The sequence below is a fragment of the Pseudomonas sp. NFIX10 genome, assembly GCF_900111955.1.
In the GTDB taxonomy this organism is placed as follows: domain Bacteria; phylum Pseudomonadota; class Gammaproteobacteria; order Pseudomonadales; family Pseudomonadaceae; genus Aquipseudomonas; species Aquipseudomonas fluorescens_AA.
The window spans coordinates 36,928-52,481 of sequence record NZ_FOKH01000026.1; the positions used below are offsets into that span (position 1 = coordinate 36,928).

At 62.5% G+C, this 15,554-nt stretch carries 10 protein-coding genes; 4 read left to right on the forward strand and 6 right to left on the reverse strand.

All coding sequences use genetic code 11. The features are described from left to right. Positions 1-13 precede the first annotated feature (13 nt). The gene (gene msrA, locus BM321_RS21525) at positions 14-661 is read left to right on the forward strand and encodes a peptide-methionine (S)-S-oxide reductase MsrA (protein ID WP_092203469.1); all 648 of its coding nucleotides are present in this window, start codon (positions 14-16) and stop codon (positions 659-661) included. A gap of 143 nt (positions 662-804) precedes the next feature. Here msrA and BM321_RS21530 read toward each other — a convergent pair whose 3' ends face one another. The 4 genes from BM321_RS21530 to putP form a co-directional block, all read right to left on the reverse strand. Continuing rightward, on the reverse strand, positions 805-1,641 hold the full coding sequence (locus BM321_RS21530; protein WP_092444649.1) for a 23S rRNA (adenine(2030)-N(6))-methyltransferase RlmJ: 837 nt from the start codon (positions 1,639-1,641) through the stop codon (positions 805-807). Between the two features lie 81 nt (positions 1,642-1,722). Further along, positions 1,723-2,454, reverse strand: a complete 732-nt coding sequence (locus BM321_RS21535) for a DUF4123 domain-containing protein (RefSeq protein ID WP_175534955.1) — start codon at positions 2,452-2,454, stop codon at positions 1,723-1,725. After that, positions 2,451-4,508: a type VI secretion system Vgr family protein gene (locus BM321_RS21540; protein WP_092444651.1), complete on the reverse strand. Its 2,058-nt coding sequence runs from the start codon at positions 4,506-4,508 to the stop codon at positions 2,451-2,453. The genes BM321_RS21535 and BM321_RS21540 overlap by 4 nt, the downstream gene beginning before the upstream one ends. Before the next feature lie 417 nt (positions 4,509-4,925). Beyond that, a complete protein-coding gene (putP, locus tag BM321_RS21545) occupies positions 4,926-6,410 on the reverse strand; it encodes a sodium/proline symporter PutP (protein WP_092444653.1) in 1,485 nt (494 codons plus the stop codon). 461 nt (positions 6,411-6,871) lie between these two features. Between putP and putA the strand changes: the two genes are divergently transcribed. Next, on the forward strand, positions 6,872-10,825 hold the full coding sequence (putA, locus tag BM321_RS21550; RefSeq protein WP_092444655.1) for a trifunctional transcriptional regulator/proline dehydrogenase/L-glutamate gamma-semialdehyde dehydrogenase: 3,954 nt from the start codon (positions 6,872-6,874) through the stop codon (positions 10,823-10,825). Positions 10,826-11,081: 256 nt separating this feature from the next. Next, the gene (locus tag BM321_RS21555) at positions 11,082-12,884 is read left to right on the forward strand and encodes an acyl-CoA dehydrogenase (RefSeq protein ID WP_092444657.1); all 1,803 of its coding nucleotides are present in this window, start codon (positions 11,082-11,084) and stop codon (positions 12,882-12,884) included. 218 nt (positions 12,885-13,102) lie between these two features. Here the strand turns inward: BM321_RS21555 and BM321_RS21560 are convergent, their stop codons facing one another. Both BM321_RS21560 and BM321_RS21565 read right to left on the reverse strand, forming a co-directional pair. After that, on the reverse strand, positions 13,103-13,405 hold the full coding sequence (locus BM321_RS21560; protein ID WP_092444658.1) for a cell division protein ZapA: 303 nt from the start codon (positions 13,403-13,405) through the stop codon (positions 13,103-13,105). Beyond that, a complete protein-coding gene (locus BM321_RS21565) occupies positions 13,402-13,632 on the reverse strand; it encodes a hypothetical protein (RefSeq protein WP_053117769.1) in 231 nt (76 codons plus the stop codon). Before BM321_RS21565 ends, BM321_RS21560 begins: the two co-directional genes overlap by 4 nt. A gap of 262 nt (positions 13,633-13,894) precedes the next feature. Between BM321_RS21565 and BM321_RS21570 the strand changes: the two genes are divergently transcribed. Continuing rightward, positions 13,895-15,520 carry a methyl-accepting chemotaxis protein gene (locus BM321_RS21570; protein ID WP_092444660.1) on the forward strand — a complete coding sequence of 542 codons (1,626 nt, stop codon included), beginning with the start codon at positions 13,895-13,897 and terminating at the stop codon, positions 15,518-15,520. Positions 15,521-15,554: the final 34 nt, after the last annotated feature.

Genomic DNA, 15,554 nt, shown 5'->3' on the forward strand with positions numbered 1-15,554 from the left:
GAGAGGACTGATAATGGTCTTGCGCTCGGAAATCCTGGTGAATAAAAACGTGCTTCCTACTCAAGAACAAGCCCTGCCTGGCCGTGAAACCCCGATGACCGTGCCGGACAAACACTTCGTCCTCGACGCGCCCCTGCTGGGCCCGTTCGCCATGGACGTGGATTTCGCGATCTTCGGCCTCGGCTGCTTCTGGGGCGCGGAACGCAAGTTCTGGCAGCGAGAAGGCGTGGTCAGTACCGCGGTGGGTTACGCCGGTGGTTTCACACCGAACCCGACGTACGAAGAAGTCTGCTCCGGCCTTACCGGCCACAGCGAAGTGGTGCTGGTGGTCTACGAGCCCGCGAAAGTCAGCTATGAACAGCTTCTGAAAATGTTCTGGGAACTGCACAACCCGACCCAGGGCATGCGCCAGGGGAACGACATCGGCACCCAGTACCGTTCGGTGATCTATACCACCAACCCGGCCCAACTGGCGGCGGCCGAACACAGCAAGCAAGTCTTCCAGGCTGAATTGACCAAGGCCGGCAAAGGCACCATCACCACCGAAATCGAAGAGGCACCGACGTTCTACTTCGCCGAGGCCTATCACCAGCAGTACCTGGCGAAGAACCCGGAAGGCTATTGCGGGATTGGCGGGACCGGCGTGACCTGCCCGATCTGACTAATAGCGGTGGACCTGGGGCGGTGATGTTGAATGTGCCGCCGTCATCGCGAGCAAGCTCGCTCCCACAGGTGCGTACACCCTAGACCCCATGTGGGAGCGAGCTTGCTCGCGATAGCGCCCTTCCGGACGCCAGCAAAACCTCACTCAGCGATCAACCAATCCATCTGCCACCCGCCCTGGGTCTGCCCCAGCTTTTTCGACAGCCACGGCAGCAGCTCACGCAACTCTTCTTCCAGCCCCCACGGCGGATTGGCAATCGCCAGGCCGGAGCCATTCAGGCTGTTGGGCGTCGCCAGCGGGTGCACCAGCAGTTCCACGCGCAACAGCTTCGGCGCTCCCGTGCCGGCCAGGTCCTGGTAGAAGCGGCGCAACATCCGCTGGTCCTTCACCGGGTACCAGATGGCCGCCACCGTCTGGCGCATCCGGCCAACGGCTTCCTTGAGCGAGGCGGCGCAGCGCTGCATCTCGTCAAGCTGCTCGAAGGGCGGATCGATCAGCATCAGGGCACGCTTTTCGGCCACCGGCAGCAACGCCCGCGGCACATGCCAGCCTTCACCCAGGTGCACCGCCACGCGACGGTCGCCTTTCATGTTGTCCTTGAGCAACACGCCGTCTTCAGGGTGCTTTTCGTTGAGCAGCACACGGTCCTGGGGCCGAGTCAGGCGCCGCGCCAGTTCCGGCGAGCCCGGGTAGTAGCGCAGTTGTCCGTCCGGGTTCATCTCGTGCAGCACCTTCATGTAATCGGCGGTCAACGGCGGCAGGTCGCCCTCGCCCCACAACCGCGCAATGCCTTCCAGGTACTCACCGGTACGGTTGGCCTGGTCACCCTGCAAGTCGTACAGCCCGATGCCCGCGTGGGTGTCGAGGTAGGCGAAGGGCTGTTCCTTGCGCGACATCAGCGCGATGAGGCGGGTCAAGGTCAGGTGTTTGAACACGTCGGCGTGATTGCCGGCGTGGAAGGCGTGGCGATAATTCATGGCGGCTCCTGCGAAGGGCGACGAGTTTACCTTGAAGCGCGTCGAACGTCAGGGGTTGGCAGCCCGGCGGACGCGCCACGATCAGCCCAGCTCCCGCAGCAAGTACGCCTGCAAGGGCGCCTTTGGCGCGACAACCGGCTTCGATCGCTCAAGAAAGTGAGCAATCTTGCGCCGCAGGATGCGGTGGTCGACGCGCTCGTACAGAGACGGATGCTCTTGGCCAAGCCACGTGAGCAAGTTATCCACCAGACAATTCGCCGGGGCCTCGGTCATGGCATCCAGCAGCGCCACCGGCACTTCCCACCAAGGAAAAATCCGCGCCGGCCGCTGGACGTTTCCGACTAACTCAAGGGATTGACCGTTGATCAGGCAACGATTGATGACCGGCAAGAGTTCCCCGGCATCCACCGCCGTCGATTGCAGGATCGGCCCCATGAAGCGCCCATCCCAAAAACGCAGGAAAACCGACTTGCCACCCGGCAACAGCACCTGCGTCAACCCACGCAAATGCTCGGCAAGGGTTTCCTGGCTGGCACACGACACCACCAGCCAACCCCAATCGAGCGAGTCGGTGGCCGCTATCCAATCAAGAAACCCACAGTCTGCGCGAACAAGCCCTACATAGGGCATGACCGCTTCCCACTCGGCATACGGCGTGTCGGCCCAGATCGCCGTGGGTGTCGTGGCCATCGAACGCCGCCAGGCCGCCAACGCCCCAGGACCGCTGGCGTTGCAGAAAATGGCGAAAAGTTGCTCGGCCGCCTGCAACGGATGGCTCTCAAGCCAGGCGCGGGGCGTTTGACCGCTGTTCATGGGCGCTCCTGTGTGTCGACCGTTTTGTGGAAGGCCGAAGGCCCTGCGCAGACGCCGTTTCTGCAACGCTCGCACTCCTCGCAGAACGGCGCCGAGCCTTGGAAGCTGAGGATTTGCGCCAGGGAAAGCCGAGGGGCCGGCACAGCGACCTGCTGCCCGGAGCTGACCGGCGAACCCGCCTCCGCCCCCATGACCGCCATCGGCGCCCCACCGACCTCGATCGGCACGCTGCTGAAAATCCCGTCGGCGCCAATGTTGATCCAATGACCGCCAGCCTGGAGGGTCACACTGGCGCCAGCCTCCAGGACCACTTGCTGGCCGGCGCTGACATGAAACTGCCGGCTGGCGCTCAGGACCTGGCTGGTCACGCGAACATGCCGCTCGCCGCCCACCAGCAGATGATCGTCCTGGCGGACCTCAGCCTGGCGCCGGCCATGGGTAACGCGCTGCTCATCGGCCTTGAGTTCGTGCCGTGCCGTACCGGTGACGACGATGCTGCGCTCGTGATCGACCTGCACCCGCTGGTCGTGCAGCACGTGTTGGGTCCAGTTGCGCTGGGCCCGCAGGTAGATTTCCTCGGCCCCCTTGCGGTCCTCGATGCGCAACTCGTTGTAGCCTGCCCCACCGGGACTGCTCTGGCTGCGCCATACACTGCAGGTCTTGTCCGCGGGCAGGTCCAACGGCACCGGGTTGGCGCCGTTGGGCAGACAGCCCACCACCAATGGCTTGTCCACGTCACCATCGATGAACCCCACAAGGACCTCCATGCCGACCCGGGGAATCATCACTGCACCATAGCGATCATGGGCCCAACCCGAGGCCACTCGCAGCCAGCAACTGGAATGCTCGTCGCGCTGGCCGTCGCGATCCCAGGCCAGTTGCACCTTGACCCGCCCGAATTCATCGCAATGGATCTCGCTGTCCACCGGCCCGGTCACCACCGCTGACTGATAGCCGTTGGCACGGGGCTTTTCAGGGTGCAGGGGCGGCCGAAAAAACACCTCCCACGGTGTGGCGAGAAAAGTGTTTCTGTAGCCCTGGAATCCATCCGGGCCGGCGGAGGCTGTTTCTTCCAGCACCTGGGGCTGGCGGCCATGATGGTCGATATGCGTCAGGAGCCAGAGATCGTTCCACTGCTCCCGGGGGTGGCCCTCGATACGCATGAAATGCCCGCTGACGAAAGCGCTGTCATCACTGCTGCCCTGCGCCACGCGATGATCGGCGCCGTGACGCTCAAGGGCACGCCGGGCCAGGTGCTTGCCATCGTCCCGGTCGCAGAACCCTCCGGGGTAGCGATAGTCCTCGAGCGCTGGCAGCTGCCGATTGTCGAGGTGGGTTTGCAACAACAAGCCGGGCTTGCGGAAGTCGTAGTCACGCAACGTTACGGCCGTGGCGCGGGTCTGGAGTCGCACCGCCAAACGCTTGATGGCCGGCGCATCGGCAGCCATGCCGCTGTCCGCCAGGTACAGCGTCGATTCGGGCAGGCGGGAGAACCCGGTCTGATCGTCACCGAACACCAGCAAGTGGCCGTCAGGGCGGTGCCGAAAGTGATAGTGGATACCAACTTCGGCACAAATCCGCTCGATGAACGCCAGGTCGCTTTCGGCGTACTGCACACAGTATTCACGCTCGGGATAGTGCACTGCGAGGATGAACTGGAAGGCCCCCTCCAGGATCCCGTGTTCCTTCAGCACCTGGGCGACGATACCAGGCACGCTCAAGTGCTGGAAAATCCGCTGGTTGATGCGGTGGCGCAAGTAGGCCAGGCGTGGCACCAGGCTGATCTGGTAACGGGTCAGGCGTCTGCCCGAATCACCCTGGGCTACGCTGTAGACCTGACCATGTATGCCCCTTCCCCGGCCATCGAACCGCAGGAATGCCTGGCGATGCAGAAGTTCTTCCAGTACCAGGTCGCAGCGCTCGCTGACCAGTTCCACGTCGAAGCGATAGGGCTGGCTGATGGTTTCCTTGCCCTTGAACTCAAGCACCCTGAGTTCATTCGGCCCGCTGTCGAAGGTCAGCGTGAAACGCGGTGGATTGGCAGGCGGGAACATCCGATGTGCCTCTGCTGAATGGAGGCGGGCGATTCTGCACGAGCAGTGGGGGACGTGTATGGGAGGTCAGGAAAAACAGATTTCCCCTACATCCAAGAAGCTATAAAGCTGCAAATCGTGATGCATTTTCCGATAGACGTTCGAAGCATCGCAACGCACTCGATCTGGCGGCGGATGGTTCCGGGGGTGGCAGTCAGAGATCAGGAACGGCCAGGACGCTGTGTTCAGGCTCTATATAACTCGCGAGCCCAGCGGTAGGAGCTGTCGAGCGGAGCGAGGCTGCGATCTTTCTCCAAACACTTGAGCCTCAAGTGAAAGATCAAAAGATCGCAGGCTTCGCCAGCGCCTACAGAACTCAGCGGGAGCGAGCTCCCTCGCCACAATGGATCGCCCGCGGGCTCGAAGCCGCTGAAGGCCTTACTGGTTCAGACGAAAATCTTTTTCCGCCGCGTCGAAGCGCTGCAACATACCTGCGGTAGGCGAGCCCATCTTGCTGACGAGGTAGATGGCCAGGCTGGCGAAGAGGAAGCCCGGGATGATTTCGTACAGGCCCAGCAGCGCGAAATGCTTCCAGACGATCACGGTGATCGCCCCCACCAGAATGCCGGCGAGCGCGCCATTGCGGGTCATGTTCTTCCAAATGACGGAGATCAGCACAACCGGGCCGAAGGCAGCACCGAAACCGGCCCAGGCGTAGCTCACCAGACCCAGTACGCGGTTTTCCGGGTTAGCGGCCAGGGCAATGGCGACCAAGGCCACCAGCAACACCATGGCGCGACCGACCCAGACCAGTTCCAGCTGGGAAGCGCTCTTGCGCAGGAAGGTCTTGTAGAAGTCTTCGGTCAGGGCGCTGGAGCACACCAGCAATTGGCAGCTCAGGGTACTCATCACCGCGGCCAGGATGGCCGACAGCAGTACACCGGCAATCCATGGGTTGAACAGCAGTTTTGCCAGCTCGATGAACACGCGTTCATGATTCTCGGTCACGGGGCCGGCCACTTCCGGGTGTGCCGAGAAGTACGCGATACCGAAGAAGCCGACGGCCACGGTGCCGCCCAGGCACAGGATCATCCAGGTCATGGAGATGCGACGGGCGTTGGCGATGGACTTGACCGAATCCGCCGCCATGAAGCGCGCCAGGATGTGCGGTTGACCGAAATAACCCAGGCCCCAGCCCATCAGCGAGATGATGCCGATGAAGGTGGTGTTCTTGAGCATATCGAACGAAGTAGGGTCTTTCGCTTCGATGGCCAGGAAGGTGGTGTCCACGCCGCCAGTGGCCAGCAGCACGATGATCGGCGTGAGGATCAGCGCGAAGATCATCAGGGTCGCTTGTACGGTGTCGGTCCAGCTCACGGCCAGGAAACCGCCAACGAAGGTGTAGGCGATGGTCGCGGCAGCACCGGCCCACAGCGCGGTCTCGTAGGACATGCCGAAGGTGCTTTCGAACAGACGGGCACCGGCCACGATGCCGGAAGCGCAGTAGATGGTGAAGAACACCAGGATCACCACCGCGGAGATGATCCGCAGCAGGCCGCTCTTGTCTTCGAAACGGCTGGAGAAGTAATCCGGCAGCGTCAGGGCATCACCGTTGTGCTCGGTCTGCACCCGCAGGCGACCGGCCACGAACAGCCAGTTCAGGTAGGCGCCGACGATCAGGCCGATGGCGATCCAGCTTTCCGACAGGCCAGACATATAGATGGCACCCGGCAAACCCATCAACAACCAACCGCTCATGTCGGAGGCACCGGCGGACAACGCCGTGACCACGCTGCCCAGGCTGCGACCGCCCAGGATATAGTCGGATAGGTTATTGGTGGAGCGGTAAGCCATCAGGCCGATCAGGACCATGGCTGCGATGTAGATCACGAAAGTGATCAAGGTGGGATTACTAACACTCATGAGTTACGCCCTGGCTTTGTTTTTATGGTGCGGTGGCAGTTGGAAGCGCCGACAACGCAGACGTTGTAGCGACGATTTGCAATCCCGCGAATTTATGACTGATGTTTCCCCAGGAAAGTCATCAGCCGATGCCCCTTGGCTTGGAGCCGGTTGCACCTTGGCCGCGAATGCTATTCAACAAATCAAATAAGGTGCAACCAGTTTCGCTCAATAAGTTGCACCTTATCGTTTTTATCGCGAAATCGCCGTTTTTTGCTCCCTTTTAGTGCAGTCCGTAGGGCATCGCTAGAAGCCAAAGCACTAAGCCGGTGCAGGATTGACGGGGTCGTCCTGGCTTCCGGATGAGCTGTCTGTCGTTTCAAGAAAAAAAGGGTTGCACCCGGTTGCACCTCAATCATCGCGCAGCTAATCTTGCCGCCAGCTGATGCCACGCCATACGTGGTAAACATGAGGATACAAATATGGCTACCACCACCCTTGGGGTCAAACTCGATGACCCGACCCGCGAACGCCTCAAGGCGGCCGCAACCTCGATCGATCGCACGCCGCACTGGCTGATCAAGCAGGCAATTTTCAATTACCTGGAAAAACTCGAGGGTGGTGCAACCCTGACCGAGCTGAACGGTTCACCTCGCGCCGACAGCGAGGATGCCGGCGACGTACAGGTCGACCACGCTCACCAATGCTTCCTCGAGTTTGCCGAGAGCATCCTGCCGCAATCGGTCCTGCGCGCCTCCATTACCGCCGCTTACCGTCGCCCTGAGCCGGAAGTGGTGCCGATGCTGATCGAGCAGGCCCGCCTGCCGGTGGAAGTGGCCGATGCCACCAACAAGCTGGCGGCGTCGATTGCGGAAAAACTGCGTAACCAGAAAAGTGCCGGCGGCCGTGCCGGTATCGTTCAGGGCTTACTGCAGGAATTTTCCCTGTCGTCCCAGGAAGGCGTAGCCCTGATGTGCCTGGCCGAGGCGCTGCTGCGCATCCCGGACAAAGGCACTCGCGATGCGCTGATCCGCGACAAGATCAGCACCGGCAACTGGCAGCCGCACCTGGGCAACAGCCCGTCGCTGTTCGTCAATGCCGCCACTTGGGGCCTGTTGCTGACCGGCAAGCTGGTCGCCACCCATAACGAAACGGGCCTGACCTCCTCCCTGAGCCGCATCATCGGCAAGAGCGGCGAGCCGATGATCCGCAAGGGCGTCGACATGGCCATGCGCCTGATGGGCGAGCAGTTCGTCACCGGCGAAACCATCGCCGAAGCCCTGGCCAACGCCAGCAAGTTCGAAGCCAAGGGTTTCCGCTATTCCTACGACATGCTGGGTGAAGCCGCGCTCACCGAACATGACGCCCAGAAGTACCTGGCCTCGTACGAACAAGCCATTCACTCGATCGGCAAAGCGTCCCATGGCCGTGGGATTTATGAAGGCCCGGGCATTTCCATCAAGCTCTCGGCCCTGCACCCGCGCTACAGCCGCGCCCAGTATGAGCGCGTCATGGACGAGCTGTACCCGCGCCTGCTGTCGCTGACCCTGCTGGCCAAGCAATACGACATCGGCCTGAACATCGACGCCGAGGAAGCCGACCGCCTCGAACTGTCCCTGGACCTGCTGGAGCGCCTGTGCTTCGAGCCGCAGCTGACCGGCTGGAACGGCATCGGCTTCGTGATCCAGGCCTACCAGAAGCGTTGCCCGTATGTGATCGACTACGTCATCGACCTGGCCCGGCGCAGCCGCCACCGCCTGATGATTCGCCTGGTAAAAGGCGCGTACTGGGACAGCGAGATCAAGCGCGCCCAGGTCGAAGGCCTGGAAGGCTATCCGGTCTACACCCGCAAGGTGTACACCGACGTGTCCTACATCGCCTGCGCGCGCAAGCTGCTGTCGGTGCCGGAAGTCATCTACCCGCAATTCGCCACGCACAACGCCCATACCCTGTCGGCCATTTACCACATCGCCGGTCAGAACTATTACCCGGGCCAGTACGAATTCCAGTGCCTGCACGGCATGGGTGAACCGCTGTACGAACAAGTTGTAGGCAAGGTCTCCGAAGGTAAGCTGAACCGTCCGTGCCGTGTGTACGCCCCGGTCGGCACCCACGAAACACTGCTGGCCTACCTCGTACGCCGCTTGCTGGAAAACGGCGCGAACACCTCGTTCGTCAACCGCATCGCCGACCAGTCGATTTCCATCCAGGAACTGGTGGCCGATCCTGTGGCCAGCATCGAGCAGATGGCAACCCTGGAAGGCGGTTTCGGCCTGCCGCACCCGCGTATTCCGCTGCCGCGCGACCTGTACGGCAGCGACCGCGCCAACTCCAGCGGCATCGACCTGGCCAACGAGCATCGCCTGGCGTCGCTGTCCTGCGCCCTGCTGGCCACCGCCCATAACGACTGGAAAGCCGCGCCGATGCTCGGTTGCGCTGCCAGCGAAGAAACCCCGGCAGCGGTGCTGAACCCGTCCGATCACCGCGATGTGGTCGGCCATGTGCAGGAAGCGACGGTTGCCGACGTTGACAACGCCATCCAGTGTGCCCTCAACGCTGCACCGATCTGGCAGGCCACGCCACCAGCCGAACGCGCCGCGATCCTCGAGCGTGCCGCCGACCTGATGGAAGGCGAGATCCAGCCCCTGATGGGCCTGCTGGCCCGCGAAGCCGGCAAGACCTTCGCCAACGCCATCGCCGAAGTGCGTGAAGCCGTGGACTTCCTGCGCTACTACGCGGTGCAGGCGCGCAACGATTTCACCAACGACGCCCACCGCCCACTGGGCCCGGTGGTCTGCATCAGCCCGTGGAACTTCCCGCTGGCGATTTTCAGCGGCCAGGTCGCCGCCGCACTGGCCGCCGGCAACCCGGTTCTGGCCAAGCCCGCCGAGCAAACGCCGCTGGTGGCGGCCCAGGCGGTGCGCCTGATGCTCGAAGCCGGCATTCCGGAAGGCGTGCTGCAACTGCTGCCGGGTCGCGGCGAAACCGTCGGCGCCCGCCTGGTGGGTGACGAGCGGGTCAAAGGCGTGATGTTCACCGGTTCCACCGAAGTCGCCCGCCTGCTGCAACGCAACATCGCCGGTCGCCTGGACAACCAGGGCCGGCCGATCCCGCTGATCGCCGAGACCGGCGGCCAGAACGCGATGATCGTCGACTCCTCGGCCCTGACCGAGCAAGTGGTCATCGACGTCGTGTCCTCGGCCTTCGACAGTGCCGGCCAGCGTTGCTCGGCCCTGCGGGTCCTGTGCCTGCAGGAAGATTCCGCCGACCGCGTCATCGAAATGCTCAAGGGCGCCATGGCCGAATCGCGCCTCGGCAACCCCGAGCGCCTGTCGGTGGACATCGGCCCGGTGATCGACGCCGAGGCCAAGGCTGGCATCGAGAAACACATCCAGGCCATGCGCGACAAGGGGCGCACCGTCTACCAGATGGCAATCGCCGACAGCGACGAGTGCAAGCGCGGCACCTTCGTGATGCCGACCCTGATCGAGCTGGAAAGCTTCGACGAGCTGCAGCGGGAGATCTTCGGCCCGGTGCTGCACGTGGTGCGCTACAAGCGCAAGGAACTGGGTCAGTTGATCGACCAGATCAACGCCTCCGGCTACGGCCTGACCCTGGGCGTACACACACGTATCGACGAGACCATCGCCAAGGTGATCGACAACGTCCATGCCGGCAACGTCTACGTCAACCGCAACATTGTCGGCGCCGTGGTCGGTGTACAGCCGTTTGGTGGCGAAGGGCTGTCGGGCACCGGTCCCAAGGCCGGTGGCCCGCTGTACCTGTATCGTCTGCTGTCGACTCGTCCTACCGATGCGATCCAGCAGTCCTTCGTGCGCGGCGATGCCTTGGTTGCGCCGGACCTGCGCTTGCGCGATGCCATGAGCAAACCGCTGACCGCCCTGCAAGCCTGGGCCGACAGCCAGAAGCTCGCCGAACTGAGCGCCCTGTGCGTGCAGTTCGCGGCCCAATCGCAAAGCGGCATCACCCGCCAGTTGACCGGCCCGACCGGCGAACGCAACAGCTACGCCATCCTGCCGCGCGAGCACGTGCTGTGCCTGGCCGACGTGGAAGGCGACCTGCTGACGCAACTGGCGGCCGTACTGGCCGTGGGCGGCTCGGCCGTGTGGCCGGAAACCGACACCAGCAAGGCTTTGTTCGCCCGCTTGCCGAAAGAGATTCAGGCACGCATCCGGCGGGTTGCCGACTGGACCAAGGACGATGTGCTGTTCGACGCGGTCCTGCACCACGGCGATTCGGACCAACTGCGCGACGTTTGCCAGCAGGTGGCCAAGCGTGCCGGCGCCATCGTCGGGGTGCATGGTTTGTCCCAGGGCGAAACCAACATTGCGTTGGAGCGTCTGGTGATCGAGCGGGCCTTGAGCGTCAACACCGCTGCGGCGGGGGGTAACGCCAGCCTGATGACTATCGGTTAAGCGCGACATTCGCTGAGCATCGGCAATAGATGCTCAGCCCACCGACCCTGTGGGAGCGAGCTTGCTCGCGATAGCGACCTGACAGCCAACATCTTTGTTGTGTGTGAAATCGCTATCGCGAGCAAGCTCGCTCCCACATTTTATCCGCATCAGATCACCCCCTGCGTTCTGCCACTCCATCACCCAAATCAATCTTGCTGTTCACCCTCCTGCCTCGCACCTAGACTCGGCCCATTCCAAAAAAAGGTAGGCCGCCATGTCCGAGACGCTGCTCAGTTCCCGCAATCTGGCTTTCGAGCTGTACGAAGTCCTCGATGCCGAGGGCCTGACCCAGCGCGAGCGGTTTGCTGAACACAATCGCGAGACCTTCGACGCAGCCCTCGGCACGGCCCGCAGCATCGCCGAAAAATTCTTCTCGCCCCACAACCGCAAGAACGATGAAAACGAACCGCGCTACGAGAACGGCCAGGCGGTCCTGATTCCCGAGGTAAAGCCGGCGGTGGATGCCTTTCTGGAGGCCGGTTTTCTCAATGCCGCGCGCAGCTTCGACGCCGGAGGTATGCAGTTGCCGACGCTGCTGTCCCAGGCTTGCTTCGCACACTTCCAGTCGGCCAATGCCGCATCGACCTCTTACCCGTTCCTGACCATGGGCGCGGCGAACCTGATCGAAAGCTTCGGCAGCGATGAGCAGAAGCAACGCTTCCTGCAACCGATGATCGACGGCCGCTTCTTCGGCACCATGGCCCTGACCGAGCCCCATGCGGGTTCTTCGCTGTCGGATATTCGTACACGGGCAGAGCCAGCGTCCGATGGCACCTATCGACTCAAGGGCAACAAGATCTTCATCTCCGGTGGCGATCATCCGCTGTCGGAAAACATCGTGCACATGGTCCTGGCGAAATTGCCGGACGCGCCGCCGGGCGTGAAGGGCATTTCGCTGTTTATCGTGCCCAAGTTCCTGGTCAACGACGATGGCAGCCTCGGCCCGCGTAACGATGTGCTGCTGGCCGGGCTGTTCCACAAGATGGGCTGGCGCGGCACCACGTCGACGGCGTTGAACTTCGGTGACAACGGCGAATGCGTCGGTTACCTCGTGGGCAAGCCGCACCACGGCCTGAGCTACATGTTCCAGATGATGAACGAGGCGCGCATCGGCGTCGGCATGGGCGCGGTGATGCTGGGTTACGCCGGCTACCTATATTCCCTTGAATACGCCCGCGAACGTCCGCAGGGCCGAGTGCCCGACAGCAAGGACCCGACCACCGCCCCGGTGGCGATCATCCAGCACGCCGACGTGCGCCGCATGCTCTTGACCCAAAAAGCCTACGTCGAGGGTTCGTTTGACCTGGGCTTGTACGCAGCACGGCTGTTCGACGACACCACCACCCTGGACAGCGAAGCCGAGCGTCGGCGCGCCCATGAACTGCTGGACCTGCTGACCCCCATCGTCAAATCCTGGCCCTCGGAGTTCTGCCTGAAAGCCAACGAACTGGCGATCCAGATCCTGGGCGGTCACGGCTACACCCGCGAATACCCGGTGGAGCAGTATTATCGCGACAACCGTCTGAACCCGATCCATGAAGGCACCCACGGCATCCAGTCCCTGGACCTGCTGGGGCGAAAGCTGGCGCAGAATGGCGGCGCCGGGCTCAAGCAGTTGATCCGCCTGGTGGCCGACACCACCGAACGGGCCCAGGCGCACCCATCATTGACGCCATTACGCCAGCCGCTGGAAGCGTTGGTGGCGCGCCTGCAAACCGTCACCCTGGGCCTGCTGACGGACCTGGCCCAGGGCAAGGTCAACAGCAGCCTCGCCAACTCGGCGCTGTACCTGAAAGTGTTTGGGCACATGGTGATCGGCTGGCGCTGGCTGGAACAGGCGATTCGTGCCGAGGAAGGCCTGGCCAGGGGCAATGCCGCGGACAGCGACTTCTATAAAGGCAAGCTGCAAGCGGCGCGCTACTTCCTGACTTGGGAAGTACCGGGGTGTCACCATGAGCTGGCGATTCTCGAGGCGCGGGATGATACGTGCCTGGGGATGCGGGATGAGTGGTTCTGAGGCGGGTCTTGCGGTGCAGCTGAAAACCAATCGCGAGCGAGCTCGCTCCCACAGGGGGTTCCAAGTGAACACGACCTCTGCGTTCACCACCGATCCACTGTGGGAGCGAGCTTGCTCGCGATAGCGGTGTTTCAGCCAACACACAGGCCACTGTGCTGACGCCATCGCGAGCAAGCTCGCTCCCACACAAGCCCCACAGTCAATATTCGTTAACGGTTTCAGGCCTGCTGGATCGTCTTGGCAATCACCTCGACCGTGGCGCTGACTTGCTCTTGGTAACGGTCGAGTTCCGCCTGATGGCTCTTCTGCATGTCGATCTGTTGCGAACACAGGTTCATGGCCGCCAGTACCAGAAGGCGATCGCCGATCAGCGTCGGGTATTTCCTTTTCGTGTCGGCCAGTGCGGCCTTGAGCATCGAAGCGGCGTCCAACAGGGCCTGTTCCTGCCCGGCCGGCGCTTTGATTGAATAGTCTTCTCCCAGGATCGAGATGACCGTCACCCCATCGGCGCCGTGCTTCATGCGCTGACAGGACCGGCGCTGGCGCGCTCGATCAGGGCCTGGATGCGGGCGGCGGTGGCGCCGTGCAGTTCTTCCTGTTCCATCAGGCTCAGTTGCAGGCTTTCGTTTTCATCCTTGGCCCTGGCAAGTTCGGCGCTCAGGGTTTCGTTCAGGCCGGTAAGGTGCAGGTTCTGTTGCACCAGGTCGTTGACCAGTTGCTCCAGTTGGCTGAGGGATGTTTCCAACATATTGATTTCCAGGCTTTTTCAAGGGGCGCGTACGATAAAGAAAAGTCACCGCCGATGCCACGCTTTACACGGTGGCGGTGCTTGGCTCGCGAGCTGTAGAGACTGCGATTCATGCATCGGGTTCCTACCCTTCGTCGCGTGGCAGGCCTTGTCCTGCGACAAAAGCCCACAACGCCTCAAGACTTCAGGCCCATGACCGATAAGCCAGCTAACAGCAGTCTCAGCCCCGCACGGACGCCTCTATTTTCTTTCGGTATTTTCCATGTCCCTACGTAATATGAACATCGCGCCGCGGGCGTTCCTCGGGTTTGCCTTGATTGGCGCCCTGATGCTGGCCCTTGGGGTATTCGCTCTGACCCAGATGAGCAAAATCCGCGGGTCTGGCGAAATCATCGCCCAGAACAGCGTGCCCAGTATCAAGGCCCTGGATGAGTTCACCCAACTCACCCTGCGCCTGCGCGTCTTGTCCTATCGCTTGCTGGTCAACCGCGAGCCGGACATCCAGCAGAAAACCTACGATCTGCTGGAACAACGCGGCCAACAGATCCGCGTGGCCCAGGCCGCCTACGAAAAGCTCATCAGCGCTCCGGAAGAGCGGGCCGCCTACGATCAGTATGTGCAACTGCTCGGGCAGTACCGTCAGCTCGAAGAGCGCATGAAAACCCTGTCACGCAACAATCAGGTCGATGAACTGCGCACGTTGCTCAACACTGAACTGCTGAGCAACTCCGATGCCATCAATGTCGCAATCGGCCGCTTGCTGGAGATCAACAACCTGCAAGCCGAGGCGCTCAATAAGGGCGCGGCGCAACAATATTCAAGCGCTTTCAACTGGGTGGTCACCCTGCTGGTCATCGCCACCGGCCTGACCCTGCTGTTCGCCTGGCTGCTGACCAACAGCATCACCAAGCCGATCGCCAACGCGTTGGATGCCGCCGAAGAAATCGCCAAGGGCAACCTGACCCGGCCGATCACCGTGGACGGCAGCGACGAAGCCGGTCGCCTGCTGCGGGCGATGTCGACCATGCAGGAAAAACTGCGCGATACCTTGCAACGGATCTCCGGTTCGGCCACACAGCTGGCGTCGGCGGCCGAAGAGCTCAACGCCGTCACTGACGAAAGCGCCCGGGGCCTGACCCAGCAGAACAACGAAATCGAACAGGCCGCGACAGCGGTCAACGAGATGACCAGCGCCGTGGAAGAGGTCGCACGCAATGCGGTCAGCACGTCGGAGGCGTCGAAGCACGCCACCACATCCGCTGGCGACGGCCGCGACCTGGTGCAGGAAACCGTCGGTGCCATCGAACGCATGAGTGCCGACGTACAAAGCACCGCCACGCTGATCGGTAACCTGGCCAATGAGTCCCGCGATATCGGCAAAGTGCTGGACGTGATCCGCGGCCTGGCCGACCAGACCAACCTGCTGGCTCTGAACGCCGCCATCGAAGCCGCCCGTGCCGGTGAGGCCGGTCGTGGTTTTGCCGTGGTGGCCGACGAAGTCCGCGCCCTGGCCCACCGTACCCAGCAGTCGACCAGCGAGATCGAACGCATGATCGGCAGCATCCAGAGCGGCACCGAACACGCCGTGGATTCGATGCGCAACAGCACCGAGCGCGCCGAGTCGACCCTGAACATCGCCCGTGGCGCCGGCCTGTCCCTGGACACCATCAACACGGCCATCGTCGAAATCAACGAACGCAACCTGGTGATCGCCAGCGCCGCCGAGGAACAGGCCCAGGTGGCCCGTGAAGTGGACCGCAACCTGGTGAACATCCGCGACCTGTCGGTGCAGTCTGCCACCGGCGCCAACCAGACCAGTGCCGCCAGCGCCGAACTGTCGCGCCTGGCCGTGGACCTGAACAGCATGGTCGGGCGGTTCAGCCTTTAACCGCTCCCCGCCGATCGTTGATGATCGTTCCCAC

What these genes read in the sequence shown, in the direction of transcription:
- msrA (WP_092203469.1), top strand. Translation starts at nt 14, where the DNA reads ATGGTCTTGCGCTCGGAAATCCTGGTGAATAAAAACGTGCTTCCTACT.
- putA (WP_092444655.1), top strand. Translation starts at nt 6,872, where the DNA reads ATGGCTACCACCACCCTTGGGGTCAAACTCGATGACCCGACCCGCGAA.
- BM321_RS21565 (WP_053117769.1), bottom strand. Translation starts at nt 13,632, where the DNA reads ATGTTGGAAACATCCCTCAGCCAACTGGAGCAACTGGTCAACGACCTG.
- BM321_RS21555 (WP_092444657.1), top strand. Translation starts at nt 11,082, where the DNA reads ATGTCCGAGACGCTGCTCAGTTCCCGCAATCTGGCTTTCGAGCTGTAC.
- BM321_RS21530 (WP_092444649.1), bottom strand. Translation starts at nt 1,641, where the DNA reads ATGAATTATCGCCACGCCTTCCACGCCGGCAATCACGCCGACGTGTTC.
- BM321_RS21560 (WP_092444658.1), bottom strand. Translation starts at nt 13,405, where the DNA reads ATGAAGCACGGCGCCGATGGGGTGACGGTCATCTCGATCCTGGGAGAA.
- BM321_RS21535 (WP_175534955.1), bottom strand. Translation starts at nt 2,454, where the DNA reads ATGAACAGCGGTCAAACGCCCCGCGCCTGGCTTGAGAGCCATCCGTTG.
- BM321_RS21540 (WP_092444651.1), bottom strand. Translation starts at nt 4,508, where the DNA reads ATGTTCCCGCCTGCCAATCCACCGCGTTTCACGCTGACCTTCGACAGC.
- BM321_RS21570 (WP_092444660.1), top strand. Translation starts at nt 13,895, where the DNA reads ATGTCCCTACGTAATATGAACATCGCGCCGCGGGCGTTCCTCGGGTTT.
- putP (WP_092444653.1), bottom strand. Translation starts at nt 6,410, where the DNA reads ATGAGTGTTAGTAATCCCACCTTGATCACTTTCGTGATCTACATCGCA.